The sequence below is a fragment of the Kitasatospora sp. HUAS MG31 genome (genome assembly GCF_040571325.1).
Taxonomy (GTDB): domain Bacteria; phylum Actinomycetota; class Actinomycetes; order Streptomycetales; family Streptomycetaceae; genus Kitasatospora; species Kitasatospora camelliae.
Genome location: NZ_CP159872.1, coordinates 656,073 through 668,455, shown reverse-complemented (window position 1 = coordinate 668,455; position 12,383 = coordinate 656,073). Strand labels below are relative to the sequence as shown.

Sequence of the window (12,383 nt, the reverse complement as noted above, 5' to 3'; positions counted from 1 at the left end):
CCGTTCGGACCCGACCTTCCCGCCCCACAACGGAGTTGCCATGCCCCTGCGGATGAAGCTGACGGCGGTCACCCTGGACTGCGCCGACCCGGCGGCGCTGGCCGCCTTCTACCGGTTCGCCACCGGACTCGACCCGGTGCCCGAGTCCAACCCCGAGTTCGCCGGGATCCGCTTCGAGGACGGCCTGTTCCTCGGCTTCCAGCGGGTCGAGGGCTACCGGCCCCCGCAGTGGCCCGGCCAGGCCGTACCGCAGCAGATCCACCTGGACTTCGCGGTGGCGGACCTGGACGAGGCCGAGTCCGCCCTGCTCGCCGCGGGCGCGGTCAGGCCGGACCACCAGCCCGACACCCGCTGGCGGGTCCTCCTCGACCCGGCCGGACACCCTTTCTGCCTGACCCGACAGCGGAGTTGAGGTCACCCGGGCGTAGCTCACCCGGGCGTTCCTCACTCCGGCAGGAGCACGCCCAGCTCTGTCCTCCAGGACGCGAGACCACCACGACTCCCCGTCGGCGAACGCGGCCGGGTCGGCCTGCCGGGCCCGCTCGAACAGGTCGTCCAGGGAGGCGTCGTCGCTCTCGTCCTCCTCCCAGCGGCCGGAGCGGACGAACGACTCCCACAGCCCGAGCAGGCGCTGCAGGCCCGCCACCGAGGAGTTGACCCTCCGGTACTGGTCGGCGCCGCCGTCCCCGCAGCCGTGGACCATCCACACACCTCGCCGCCGTCCGGCAGCAGCCGGAAGGAGTCCAGCCCGTCCCCGAAGGCGCCGGGGCAGGAGCCGAGGTGGATGGCCAAGCCGCCCGGCAGCTCCCGGGTGCGCAACTCCTCGGCGGGGTCGCGGAGGAACAGCGGGCGGCAGTCCACCGGCAGCCCGGCGCCGGCCAGGGCCTCCGCGGCCTCCGCCGGAACGCCCGACGCCCGCAGGGCGGAGAGGTCGTACGGCGGCCACGCGCGGTCGGCGGGGCGGGACGTCTCCATGGGCCGGATTCTGCCAGGGTCCGCTTCCGTGCCCGCGCGGTGCCAGACTCGCTCCCCATGAGCGGATGGTTCCTGCAGCAGGGGTACGGTGTCCGGTTCGAGTGGGGTGCCGCGGGGGCGCGGCGGTTGGCGCCGGAGGTCGCCTGCCTGGTGGTGATCGACGTGCTGTCCTTCACCACCTCGGTGAGCGTGGCCGTGGACGCGGGCACACGGGTCCTCCCGTACCCCTGGCGGGACGGGACGGCGGCCGCCTTCGCCCGGGAGCGGGATGCCGAACTGGCCGGCGGGCGAAGGGCGGTGTCGCCGGACCGGCCGTGGTCGCTGTCCCCGGCGGCCCTCCGGAAGGCGCCGTTCACACCCCGCCTGGTGCTGCCCTCGCCGAACGGTTCCGCCATCGCCGCCGCCGCGGGCACCGGCGTGGTGGTCGCGGGCTGCCTGCGCAACGCCACCGCCGTGGGCCGGTGGCTGGCGGCCCACGGGTACGGCACCGCGGACCGGCCGCTCGCCGTGATCGCCGCGGGCGAGCACTGGCCCGGGGAGGACGGCCTCCGGCCGGCCCTGGAGGACCTGTTGGGCGCCGGGGCGGTGATCTCCGCACTGCACACGCTCGGCGCCAGGCCGCTCTCGCCCGAGGCGGAGGCCGCCAGGACCGCCTTCACCGGGACCCCCGATCCGGCCGCCGCCCTGGCCGACTGCTCCTCCGGACTGGAGCTGATCCGCGGCGGGTTCGCCGAGGACGTCGCCATCGCCGCCGAGCCGGACGCCAGCGGCTGCGTCCCCGTGCTCACCGACGGCGCCTTCGCCGACGCCGCCCGCCCCTGACGGCGGACGCACTCCCTCCCCGCACACCCAACGGCCCCGGACCGCCACAGCGGTCCGGGGCCGTTGGGTGTGCGGGGAGGTCAGCGGCGGGTGCCGGGGACCAGCCGGACCAGGGTGTGCAGCAGCGCCTCGGTGGTGTCCCGGGAGGGCTTCTTGCCCGGCTCGATCAGCAGCCGCGCCAGGGTGTTGACCAGCGCCGCGTTGCCCATGATCCGCCGGTGCAGCAGCGGCCGGTAGCCGTACTTGCCGAGGATCAGCCGTGCCGCGGTGTTGCCGGCCCGGTAGTAGCGGCCCCAGCGCTGCTCGATCTCGGTGGGGTAGCTGCGCAGCGCCTGCTCGCGCCGGGTGCCGGCGGGCCGGGCCAGGGCCAGGGCGACGGTCTCCGCGGCGACCTCCGCGGCCTCCATGGCCTGCGCGATGCCCTCGCCGCTCCACGGGCTGACCATGCCGGCACTGTCGCCGACCAGCATCAGGCCCCGGCTGTACTGGGGCCGCCGGTTGAGGCCCATCGGCAGCGCGGCGCTGCGCAGCGGGGAGTCGGCGTTCGACTCGTCCAGCCCCAGGTGCCCGGGCAGGTGGGAGAGCCACAGGTCGAGGGTGGCCTTGAGGTCGACCGAGCCGTGCCGGGTGTGCGGCAGCGCTCCCAGGCCGACGTTCACCCGGCCGTCGCCGAGCGGGAAGATCCAGCCGTAGCCGGGCAGGTCGCGCCCGGTCCGCGAACAGCGCAGGTCGGCCCAGAGCTCCAGGTACGGGTCCTTGGACAGCTCGGCGCTGCGGTAGTAGCGGCGGGCGGCGGTGGCGATCGGCCGGGACGCGTCCCGCTGGAGGCCCATGGCCAGCGCCGTGCGGGCGGAGGCGCCGTCGGCGGCGATCACCAGCGGGGCCCGGTACTCCACCGGTTCGCGGTCCGGTCCGGACTCCGCCCGGACGCCGGTGATCCGTCCGGCCCGGTCGGTGAGCGGTTCGGCGACCTTGACCAGGGTGCGGAGCCGGGCGCCGGCGGCCGCGGCGTTCCGGGCGAGGATGTCGTCGAAGTCGTGGCGGGTTCGGGTGAGACCGAAGTCCGGGTACCGGCCGACGGACGGCCAGTCGATGTGGACCTGGCGCCCCTCGCACACCCACCGCATGCCGCGGGAGCGGCACCAGCCCGGGGCGTCGATGTCGACGCCCATCTTGACCAGTTGGTACACGGCGTGCGGCGTCAGCCCGTCGCCGCAGACCTTCTCCCGCGGGAAGCCTCCCTTCTCCAGCAGCAGCACGTCCACGCCGGCCCTCGCCAGGTACAGGGCCGCGGTCGATCCCGCCGGCCCGGCACCCACCACGATGACCTGCGCCTCTTCCTGGACCGAGCCCTTCGCCGGGGCCGACGGTTCCTGCGGTGAGCGCACCTAAGCCTCCTCCACCCCACAGCACGACAACCCCATCCCTACCCACCTGAGGCCCCTCACCCCTCCTCCGTTCGGGGGAGCCGGTTCCTCCGGATGGAGCAGCGCGCCTGGGGGGCGTGCGCCGGGTCGGGCGGCGGGGCGGCCCGGCGGAGCGCGGCGGGGCGCGCCGAGCGGCGGGGAGCGGGTCAGGCGTCGGCGCGGCGCGGGGCGGGCAGGGAGCGGCAGAGGCGGTCGAGCTCCTCCTCGGTGTTGTAGTAGTGCACCGAGGCCCGGACCACGGACTCCTGGCCGCGTGGGCCGAGGTCCCACAGGGCGGAGCCCGCCCAGGAGACCGAGACGTTGACCCGTCGCTCGCGGAGGGCGTCGGCGACGGTCGGGGCGTCGTGGCCGTCGACGGTGAAGGTGACGATGCCGCAGCGCTCCCGGCCGCGGTCGTGGACCTCGACGCCGGGCAGGAGGCCCAGGCGGCGGCGCAGCTCGGCGGCGAGCGCGGTGACCCGGTCCCGGATGGCGTCCAGGCCCAGGTCGAGGGCGTAGTCCACGGCGACGCCGAGGCCGATCCGGCCGGCCACGTAGCCCTCCCAGTTCTCGAACCGGCGGGCGTCCTCGCGCACCTGGTAGCCGTCCGGGGAGGTCCAGGTGGCGGAGCGCAGGTCCAGGAACGGCGGTTCGAGCCGCGGGCGGATCCGCGGGGAGCAGTACAGGAAGCCGGTGCCGCGCGGGGCGCGGAGGAACTTGCGGCCGGTGGCGGAGAGCAGGTCGCAGCCGATCTCACCGACGTCGACGGGCAGTTGGCCGACCGACTGGCAGGCGTCGAGCAGGTAGACGGCGCCGGCGTCGCGGGCCACCCGGCCGATCTCGGCGGCCGGGTTGACCAGCCCGTTCTGGGTGGGCACATGGGTGACGGCGATCAGCTTCACCCGCTCGTCGACCATCGAGCGCAGGGCGTCCACGTCCAGGGCGCCGCCGGCGTCGTCGGGCACCACGTCCACCCGGACGCCGTGCCGCCGGGCGGTCTGCAGGAAGGCGATGGCGTTGCTGGCGTACTCCGCTCTGGCCGTCAGGATGCGGTCGCCCGGCTGCCAGGGCAGGGCGTAGAAGGCCATGTCCCAGGCGCGGGTGGCGTTCTCCACCACCGCGATGTCCTCGCGGGCCGCGCCGACCAGGCGGGCCAGGGCGTCGTAGGTGTGCTCCACGCGGTCGGCCCGGGCCGTGGCCGCCTCGTACCCGCCGATCTCCTCCTCCAGCCGCAGGTGCCCGACCACCGCGTCGACCACCTGACGGGGCGGCAGGGCGGACCCCGCGTTGTTGAGATGGGCGACCCGCTCCGCCCCGGCTGTGTCCCGGCGCACCCGCTCCAGGTCGATCGGCGTCATCACCCTCGCTCCTCCCGGCGTTCCAACCCTGCACCGCCGCCAACGGACGGCGCCGCCCCGACGTCCCCGACCCGCCGCACCGGTCGCCCGACCGGCGTCCGGGCGCTCCCGCCGTCGGCCGCGGTGGACGACCGGGGTCCACGACGACCGGGGTCCACGCGGGTCGTGGATCAAGGATGGGTAGGGTCGGGGGGCATGAGCGACGACTGGCGGACGGACCGGATCGGAAGTGCGCTGCGCGGGGAGAACCCTTCCGTGCTGCGGCGGTTGGGGGCGGGGTTCGCGGTGATCGGGGACGTCCAGTTCCTGCCCGGGTACACGTTGCTGCTGGCCGACGACCCCGGGGTGCAGCGGCTCTCCGACCTGCCGCGGGCCAAGCGTCTGGTGTTCCTGTCCGACATGGAGCGGCTGGCCGAGGCCGTGGAACGGGCCTGCCGCGCCGCGGACCCGGCGTTCCGGCGGGTCAACCTGGAGATCCTCGGCAACACCGACGGCTTCCTGCACGCCCACATCTGGCCGCGCTACGCCTGGGAGCCCGCCGACCTGGTGGGCATGCCGGTGTGGCTGTACCCCGAGGAGAGCTGGACCGGGGAGGAGTCGAGGCTCGGCCCGCGGCACGACGCGCTCCGCGCAGCGATCGGCGCCGAGCTGGATCTGCTGGCCCGACAGGACGCCGCGGGCCACTGACCGCGACGGCGTCCCGGGGCGGGGGGGGGTCAAGGCAGCCGCGGTGCGTCCCGGTCGGGGATGTAGGACCACATCTCCAGGTCCTGGCGGACCCCGTTGACCGCGACGGCCGACCGCAGCACGCCCTCACGCCGCATGCCGAGCCGAGTCCAGCTCGGCGAGCACGGCCGCCAGATCGCGGTCGGCGTCGCAGGCCAGACGTCCCGGACCTCGTCCAGGCTCAGTCCCAGCTCGCTCAGCCGCCGGATCCGGGCGAGTTCGACGGCGTCGCGCAGCCCGTATTCCCGGTAGCCGTTGGGCTGCCGCGCCGGCTCCGGCAGCAGGCCGATGCGATGGTAGTGCCGCACGGCACGAGGGTGATTCCGACCAGGTCGGCAAGGACTCCGATCCGCAGGGGTCCAGGGGAAACCCTGTCGCTGCGACAAGGTCAAGCCGGGCCCGGCGCGGGCGGTCCCGCTGTCAGTGCGCCGTGAGAGGTTTCCACCCGTGACGAGCACCACGCAGGACACCGTTCTCGCCGGACTGGACGCGATCGACTGGGCCTCCCTGGAACACGCCTACGGCGCGGCCGCCGACGTCCCCGGCCGGCTGCGCGCCCTCGGCGGCGACGACCCCGAGGCACGGGCACAGGCCCTCCATTCCCTGTACGGCAGCATCTTCCACCAGGGCACCCGCTACGAGGCCTCCGCCTACGCCGTGCCCTTCCTGGCCCGGATGGCCGCCGCCGGGGAGCTGCCCGGCCGGGCGGAGGCCGTCGAGCTGCTCGCCGCGCTGGCGATCGGCTACGACGAGGCCCACCTGCCCGGCGGGGTGGCGATCGAGGGGTGGCGGCGCGGCATCGAGGAGTTCCGGGCGCAGGACCGGGCCGAGATCCTCGCCCGGTACGACGCCTGGGTGGCCGAGGCCGCCACCGAGGAGGAGCACCGGCTCCGCGCGTTCCGCCGCCGCCTGTACGACCCCGAGGGCGAACTGGCGGCGGCCGAGGCGGAACTGGCGGCCTACGACGCCGTCCGGCAGGAGGTGCCCGCGCTGGCCGCGCTGCTGGCGGACACCGACCCGGCCGTCCGGACCGCCACCGCCCACCTGCTGGCCTGGTTCCCCGAGGAGGCCGCCGCCTCCCTGCCGCAACTGCTGGACCTGGCCGACCGCGAGACCGATCCGGTGACCGCCGCCACCGTGCTGGTCGCGGCCGGGCTGCTCGGCGACGCCGCGACCGCGGCCCGGGTGCGGCCGTTCCTCACCGCCCAGGACCCGACGGTGCGCTGGGGCGCCGCGATCGCCCTCGCCCGGCTCGCCGGCACGGGGACCTCGGCCGCGACCGACGCATCCGCCGTCGACGCGGCCGTGCTCGCCGAACTGGCCGCCACCGGGGCCGGGGAGAGCGACGAGGACGAGCCCGGGGTGCCGTTCCTCGACGGCGACCTGCGCGGGTACGCCGCCGTGGCCCTCGCCGAACTCGCCGACCGGTACCCGGCCGAGGCGCTGGACGCCGTGACCACCAGCCTCGCCTCCGCGAGCGGACCCGCCGCCTTCCCGGTCACCTCGGCCGCCCTCCGGCTCGCCTTCGGCCCCCGACCGCCCGCCGATCTCCCGCCGTTCGCCGCCCTGGAGGAGCGGCAGCGGCGGCTGGTGCGGGTGCTCGCCGCGCTCGACGAGCAGACCTGGTGCTGGGGCAACTTCCTGGAGATCCTCGGCGGGTGGCACCTCCCGCGCAGCCGGGCCGAGCTGCGGGCCTACGCCGGCCTGCCGGAGGACTGACGCCACGGCCGGCACCGCTGCGGTCGGTCCCGGCTCAGTCCTGCCAGTAGAACAGCAGGGTGTCGACGGTGAGCGGCTCGCGCGAGCCGAAGTAGTAGACGTGCAGACCGGTGACCAGGACCGATCCGGTCTCCCCGTCGATCCAGCGCAAACCCGCCGCCTCCAGGGCCGGGCGGGCCGCGCAGTCGTCCTCGGGACCGGTGGCGAACGGACCGAGGATACTGACGGACACCAGATCCTCCTCCTCGCCGCCGTCCCCGCCGTACCGGATCACGTGGTACGTCCCGTCGCCCTGCTGGTGGTGGTCGCCGCAGTGCACCGGCGGCAGCGGGTCCAGCCCGGCCGCCGCGAGCGCGGCCGTGGCCCGGGCCAGCAGCGCCTCCTGGTCCGGTGGTTCGGGCGGATCGGTGCACAGCGCCTCCACCCGCCAGCGCGGATCGCTAGGCCGCTGGCACTCCGGCGCGTACGCGTGGACGATCGCCCGCCGCACCTCCTCGTCCAGGCCCGGCACCTCCACCCGCGGCCGGCCCAACTCCCCATGGATCAGGCGGGTTTCGGCCGCGTCATCGGTCAGGCCGTACAGCGCGTACGCCGCCCAGAGCGCGGCCTCGACGGTCGGCGCCTCGCCGAGGTACGCGCGCAGCCGGGCCGGGTCGGACTGCAGCCGTTGGGCCAGGAAGGCCACCGACCGGTCCGGGTCGGCGAGCGCGTCGGTCACGTCCTCGTCGGCCCGGTACCGGGTCAGGATCCGAAAAACACGGTCCTCCGGCCGCTCCTCGCCGAGTTCGGCCAGCACGGCCGCTGCGCCCACGCGCTCGACCAGGCCGTCCAGGCCGGCCTCCCCGGCCGCCTCGACGTGCCGCCACGGCGAGGCCGCCAGGGTCGCCAACTCCCGCGCGGCAGTGAGGTCCCCGAGCCGGCCGCGGGCCTTGAGCAGGGCCTCCCGCAGACCGTAGGCGCCCTCCTGCCGCCGGTCCTCGTGCCGCAGCCACGGCAGCAGCTCGGCGCGGTCGCCGAGCAGGTCCAGCAGGGCGATCCGGACCTCGGCCACCTCCCGCGGGTCGCGGATCCGCACCAGCAGCTCCTCCACCCGCCGCTCCGGCACCCGGCCGGCCAGGGCCGCCACACAGGCCCGCCGCCGCCACCACGCGTGCCGCGAGGCGCCTACGTACCGGGCCAGGTCCTCCGCCCGGACCTCCCGCAACCCGGCGGTGTCCATCCGGCCCACGTCCGGCAACAGCTTCTCGATCGTCCGCACCCGGGGATGGTACGGCCACACCGGTGCCGCCCGAAGGCCCCGGGTCCCGGGCGGTCCGGTCAGTCCTCGCGGTGGGCGACCTGCCAGGCGGCCTCGAAAACCGGCTGGTGGACCTGTTCGAGCCGGCCGGGGCCCGCCGGATCGGCCGGGACGGCGAACTCGGGCCGTACTTCTACCAGTTGCACGGCGTGGTCTGCCGGCTGACCGCCGTCGACGGGACCGTGGTCGACGTGGACTTCGCCGCCGACGGCGTGGCGGTCTTCGACCTGTGGTGCCTGCGCCTCCACGGCGAGAGCCGGCCCGACCCGGTCCGCGCGACGGACGAGGAACTCCGCTGCGCGGTCGCCGGGCTGGCGGAGCTGCTGACCGAGGTCCGGCCGGGCTGGTACACCGTGACGGCCGGTACCGCGGACTGAAAACCGCTGGTCCGGCAGGTCGGCGGACGCTTCAATACCGCCATGGAGAACTCCGTGTGGGACCGCATCCCGGCCGAGTGGCAGGCCGAGGTCGACCGCCTCATCGCCGAGGAACGCAACATCCAGGCGATCGTCGCGATGCGGGAGCACGCGGGGGCGCCGAGGCCTGAACTCCGCGCATGCATCGATCTTCTGATCGATCGCCAGGCAGCCCTCGCTGGTCGCTGACCACCGCCGGGTCCGACGGCGCCTGCCGTCCGTTCACGGACGCGGGTGGTACTCGTCCCGGAACGCTTCCTGGGCCTGCCTGACCTCCCTGTAGGACGTGAACCAGTGGCTCGCGAAGTACTCCGCCAGGGAGTACGGGTGCAGCGGGTCGGTCAGCATCCGGTGGATGAACTCCGTCGAGGAGCCGTCGAGGCCCTCCCAGGGTTCGTCCGCGTCGGTACGGGCGAAGACCGGCCACGCGTCCGGGTCCGGGCCTTCCACGAGCCAGCAGAAGGAGTGCTCGGCCGAGGTCGTGGCCCACTGGAGGAGCCGCACCGTGGGCCGAGCGGACGGCACGGGGTCGGCGAACTCTGGGTGCACGTCAAGCAGGACGGCGGGGGCTTCACGTCCTGCCCGCCGCAGTCGGTCTTCCGGATCATCTGGAAGGAGGATCCGTGGACCGACGGCCGGGAACGGCACACATGACGGAGCCGGCGGTCCGTCAGTGGCCGCCGCGGGGTTCGGTGCAGCCGCCCTCGACGTAGACACCGTGGGGCTGGACGGCCGGGCGCGAGGTGAGGCGGCCGGTGAGGCAGGGGCCGGCCTTGGGGATGAACAGGTCGAAGTCGACCTCGGTGCCGGAGCGGTAGACGTGGGTGTCGGCCTTCGGGTAGCCGAGGGCCTCGAGCTGCGCCGCCACCTGCTCCGGCGTGAGCGAGGCGGCGTCGCCGGACTTCGCCAGGGCGGCGGAGACCCGGGCCGCGTGGGCCTCGCCGCGGCACGTGGCGGCGGCGTTCATCTCGACGGTGGTCCTGTAGGCGTGGTTCTCCCGGTACTTGGCGTTCTCGGGGTCGACCGGTGCGACCGGGCCGTCGGAGACCTGCGGCGATGCGGTCGGCGATGCGGTCGGTGAGGCGACCGGTGAGGCGGTGTCCGGCCGGGGGGTCGCGGTCCCGGGGCAGCGGGCCGCCACCTCCGGGAACAGCCGGTCGTGTTCCGCGACGAGCTGCAGGACGGCCGGTGCCACGGGCCGGGCGGAGGTCGGCTCGGGAGGGGTGGACCCGCCCGAGCCGTCCGTCCGTACCGACCCGCACCCGGCTACCGCCAGGAGCACCACGACCGTCCCCACGACCGCCCTGCGCACCGCGTCCACCCCCGAGAACCCGGAACCGGACCGCCCTGGCACCCCCGGCGGTCCGGCCCCCACTCCTCACCCGTGGGGCCAACCGGCCGCACGGGTACCGTTCGTGTCGGTCCCATCCAACCACGGGCCACCACCGGACCCGCTTGGTGGGTGACGACGAGCCGTCCTCAGCCGCCGGTGCGGGCGACGGGGATCCACAGCTCCGCGTCCGCCTGCGTCCAGTCCGGCGACGGCCGGGTGCTGAGGATCTCCGGGCCCTGCCGGATCTCGTACGGGTTGGACGGGAACCACTGGGTGAACACGTCCCGCCACATGGACTGCAGGGCCTGCGGGAACGCCCCCGAGCTGGTGAACACGGCCCAGGTGCCGGCCGGCAGCGGCAGTACGTCGAGGTCCTCCGGCACCTCCTCGGCGCCGCTCACCACGGCGTGGTAGTAGGTGAGTTCGGTGCCCTCCTCGCGGGACGGCCCGTGCAGCACCGTGGCCGAGAGGATCCCGGCCGGCTCCCGGTCCGACAGCGCGGCGATCCGCTGGACGGTGTCCTGCCCCAGGCCGCGGATGAACTCGGCGATCGCCGGGTTCACCCCCTCGTGCACCATCGGGACGACCGTCCTCCGGCCGACCACCGCAAACGCCTCCCGCTCCACGATCCGGTACTTCATGCTGCTGCTCCCTTCGACAACGAGGCGGAAGGACATCCGGGGCTGGGAATCGAGCACCGCACCGGTCCGCCGGGCCTCGCCAGGACCGATGCCGTGCATCGCCCGGAACGCCCGGGCGAAAGCCTCGCCCGAGGTGTAGCCGTACCGGACCGCCACCTCCAGCAGCGTCCGCTCGCCGGCCAGCACCTCGGCCCCCGCGACGGTCAGCCGCCGGCGCCGGACGTACTCCGACAGCGGCATCCCCGCCAGCGCGGAGAACATCCGCCGCAGGTGGTACTCCGAGGTGGCCGCGATCCGCGCCAGCTCGGTCGCCTCGATCTGCCCGCCGAGGTGCTCCTCGATGTGGTCCATGGCCTGGTTCAGGCGTTCCAGCACCCCCGGACTCCTTCCTCTTACGTCCTCGAACCTAGGCGCGGGGCGGCCGGCCGCACCCGACATCCTGTGCCCGATCCGGTCGGGTCCGGTCGGGTCCGCTCAAGCCCCACGTGGGCCCCGGTCAGACCACCGGAGGCCGACCGGCGGCGGTGAGCCTCAGGACCGTTTCGGGTTCGACCCCGTTGCCGACGATCACCGCGCGCAGGTCCACACCCCGCTGCGCCAGCACCGAGGCCATCGCCTTCGGGAACTCCACCGGACGGTCGTTCATGGTGAGGACCACCACGTCCACCGTCGGCGGTTCCTGACCGGTCGTCGTCCCGGGCACGGCGGAGGCGGAGGTCATGGCGTCTCCATCGGGTCGAGGTCACCTGCGGGCCCACCACCGTAGCGGCGGAGCCGTCCTCCCCGGAGCAGGGGCCGTGCCCGGCCCGCTGACCACGGAATTCGCTGGCCGGGCGGTGGCCGTGCCGGTACGGTCGCGCGGTGCACGAGAACGAGGATGAGAACGAGGACGCGACGATGACGGTGGTACGGCTCGCCGAGGAACGGGACGCGGCGGAGATCGCCCTGATCCACCGCACCTCGCGGACCGAGACCATGCCCTACCTGCCCCCGTCCACCCGCAGCCACGAGCAGGTGACCGTCTGGGTGCGGGACGTGGTGATGCGGCAGGGTCCGACCTGGGTGGCGGAACGCGGCGGGCGGATCCTCGGCTTCGCCGCGGTCGACGGGGACCTGCTGGCCCACCTCTACCTCCGTCCGGAGGTGCTGCGCCAGGGCGTCGGCACCCTGCTGCTCGACGAGGTGAAGCGCCACCGCCCGGACGGCGTCTCGCTGTACGTCTTCCAGCAGAACACCCGGGCCCGCGCCTTCTACCAGCGCCACGGCTTCACCGTGGTGGCCACCGGCGACGGCAGCGGCAACATGGAGAAGCTCCCCGACCTGACCCTCCGCTGGTCGCCGGAGGCCGTCGCCTCCCCGCTCCAGGGCTAGGACCGGCACGGGCCGCCGGGTTCAGCCGAACGAGCAGTAGACGTCGCCGCCCGTGGCCACGGCGCTCGTCGCGAGCCGGGCGACCGCCTGCAGGAGGGCCGGGAGGTCGTCGTCGGTCATCTCGTCGCCGTCCTCGCCGAGGAAGTGGGCGCCCTACGCGTCGACCGCCGCGCAGGCGCCGAAGTACCGCCCCGTCACCGGGGTGAACCGCTCCGGGCCGCCCCGGTGGGCGTCGGCGGCGCTTCGGTCGTCCGGGGCGAGGAAGAGGCGATGTCGGTGCTCACCGCGCCATGATGGCATCGGGATTGCCGCCCTCGAC

At 74.8% G+C, this 12,383-nt stretch carries 13 protein-coding genes and 3 pseudogenes; 7 read left to right on the top strand and 9 right to left on the bottom strand.

Annotation, left to right across the window (positions count from 1 at the left end; all coding sequences use genetic code 11):
* Positions 1-40 precede the first annotated feature (40 nt).
* The gene (locus ABWK59_RS03170) at positions 41-412 is read left to right on the top strand and encodes a VOC family protein (RefSeq protein WP_354637745.1); all 372 of its coding nucleotides are present in this window, start codon (positions 41-43) and stop codon (positions 410-412) included.
* Positions 413-532: 120 nt separating this feature from the next.
* On the opposite strand, the pseudogene ABWK59_RS03165 reads toward ABWK59_RS03170, so the two are convergent.
* Positions 533-703, bottom strand: a pseudogene (locus ABWK59_RS03165) (hypothetical protein); the annotation flags it as partial.
* A 329-nt stretch (positions 704-1,032) separates the two neighbouring features.
* On the opposite strand from ABWK59_RS03165, the gene ABWK59_RS03160 reads away from it, so the two are divergent.
* Positions 1,033-1,797: a 2-phosphosulfolactate phosphatase gene (locus tag ABWK59_RS03160; protein ID WP_354637743.1), complete on the top strand. Its 765-nt coding sequence runs from the start codon at positions 1,033-1,035 to the stop codon at positions 1,795-1,797.
* An 80-nt stretch (positions 1,798-1,877) separates the two neighbouring features.
* On the opposite strand, the gene ABWK59_RS03155 is transcribed toward ABWK59_RS03160, so the two are convergent.
* A complete protein-coding gene (locus ABWK59_RS03155; protein WP_354637741.1) occupies positions 1,878-3,185 on the bottom strand; it encodes a geranylgeranyl reductase family protein in 1,308 nt (435 codons plus the stop codon).
* A gap of 185 nt (positions 3,186-3,370) precedes the next feature.
* Positions 3,371-4,561 carry an aminotransferase class V-fold PLP-dependent enzyme gene (locus ABWK59_RS03150; protein WP_354637739.1) on the bottom strand — a complete coding sequence of 397 codons (1,191 nt, stop codon included), beginning with the start codon at positions 4,559-4,561 and terminating at the stop codon, positions 3,371-3,373.
* Between the two features lie 195 nt (positions 4,562-4,756).
* Between ABWK59_RS03150 and ABWK59_RS03145 the strand changes: the two genes are divergently transcribed.
* Positions 4,757-5,248: an HIT family protein gene (locus tag ABWK59_RS03145; protein WP_354637737.1), complete on the top strand. Its 492-nt coding sequence runs from the start codon at positions 4,757-4,759 to the stop codon at positions 5,246-5,248.
* Between the two features lie 144 nt (positions 5,249-5,392).
* On the opposite strand, the pseudogene ABWK59_RS03140 reads toward ABWK59_RS03145, so the two are convergent.
* Positions 5,393-5,642, bottom strand: a pseudogene (locus ABWK59_RS03140) (MerR family transcriptional regulator); the annotation flags it as partial.
* A gap of 92 nt (positions 5,643-5,734) precedes the next feature.
* On the opposite strand from ABWK59_RS03140, the gene ABWK59_RS03135 reads away from it, so the two are divergent.
* A complete protein-coding gene (locus tag ABWK59_RS03135; protein WP_354637735.1) occupies positions 5,735-7,006 on the top strand; it encodes a hypothetical protein in 1,272 nt (423 codons plus the stop codon).
* A gap of 34 nt (positions 7,007-7,040) precedes the next feature.
* Here ABWK59_RS03135 and ABWK59_RS03130 read toward each other — a convergent pair whose 3' ends face one another.
* Positions 7,041-8,264, bottom strand: a complete 1,224-nt coding sequence (locus ABWK59_RS03130; protein WP_354637733.1) for a hypothetical protein — start codon at positions 8,262-8,264, stop codon at positions 7,041-7,043.
* 71 nt (positions 8,265-8,335) lie between these two features.
* Between ABWK59_RS03130 and ABWK59_RS03125 the strand changes: the two genes are divergently transcribed.
* Both ABWK59_RS03125 and ABWK59_RS03120 read left to right on the top strand, forming a co-directional pair.
* A complete protein-coding gene (locus tag ABWK59_RS03125; RefSeq protein WP_354637732.1) occupies positions 8,336-8,680 on the top strand; it encodes a DUF6896 domain-containing protein in 345 nt (114 codons plus the stop codon).
* Positions 8,681-8,722: 42 nt separating this feature from the next.
* Positions 8,723-8,908, top strand: a complete 186-nt coding sequence (locus ABWK59_RS03120; protein ID WP_354637731.1) for a hypothetical protein — start codon at positions 8,723-8,725, stop codon at positions 8,906-8,908.
* Positions 8,909-8,941: 33 nt separating this feature from the next.
* On the opposite strand, the gene ABWK59_RS03115 is transcribed toward ABWK59_RS03120, so the two are convergent.
* From ABWK59_RS03115 to ABWK59_RS03100, 4 genes and pseudogenes are all read right to left on the bottom strand, one after another.
* The gene (locus ABWK59_RS03115) at positions 8,942-9,268 is read right to left on the bottom strand and encodes a hypothetical protein (protein WP_354637730.1); all 327 of its coding nucleotides are present in this window, start codon (positions 9,266-9,268) and stop codon (positions 8,942-8,944) included.
* 121 nt (positions 9,269-9,389) lie between these two features.
* On the bottom strand, positions 9,390-9,914 hold the full coding sequence (locus ABWK59_RS03110) for a hypothetical protein (RefSeq protein WP_354637729.1): 525 nt from the start codon (positions 9,912-9,914) through the stop codon (positions 9,390-9,392).
* Positions 9,915-10,198: 284 nt separating this feature from the next.
* Complete coding sequence (locus tag ABWK59_RS03105; protein ID WP_354637728.1) at positions 10,199-11,068, bottom strand: AraC family transcriptional regulator; 870 nt, start codon at positions 11,066-11,068, stop codon at positions 10,199-10,201.
* Positions 11,069-11,228: 160 nt separating this feature from the next.
* Positions 11,229-11,414 (bottom strand): annotated as a pseudogene (locus ABWK59_RS03100) (hypothetical protein); the annotation flags it as partial.
* Positions 11,415-11,554: 140 nt separating this feature from the next.
* Here ABWK59_RS03100 and ABWK59_RS03095 point away from each other — a divergent pair.
* Complete coding sequence (locus ABWK59_RS03095) at positions 11,555-12,064, top strand: GNAT family N-acetyltransferase (RefSeq protein ID WP_354637727.1); 510 nt, start codon at positions 11,555-11,557, stop codon at positions 12,062-12,064.
* Positions 12,065-12,383 lie beyond the last annotated feature (319 nt).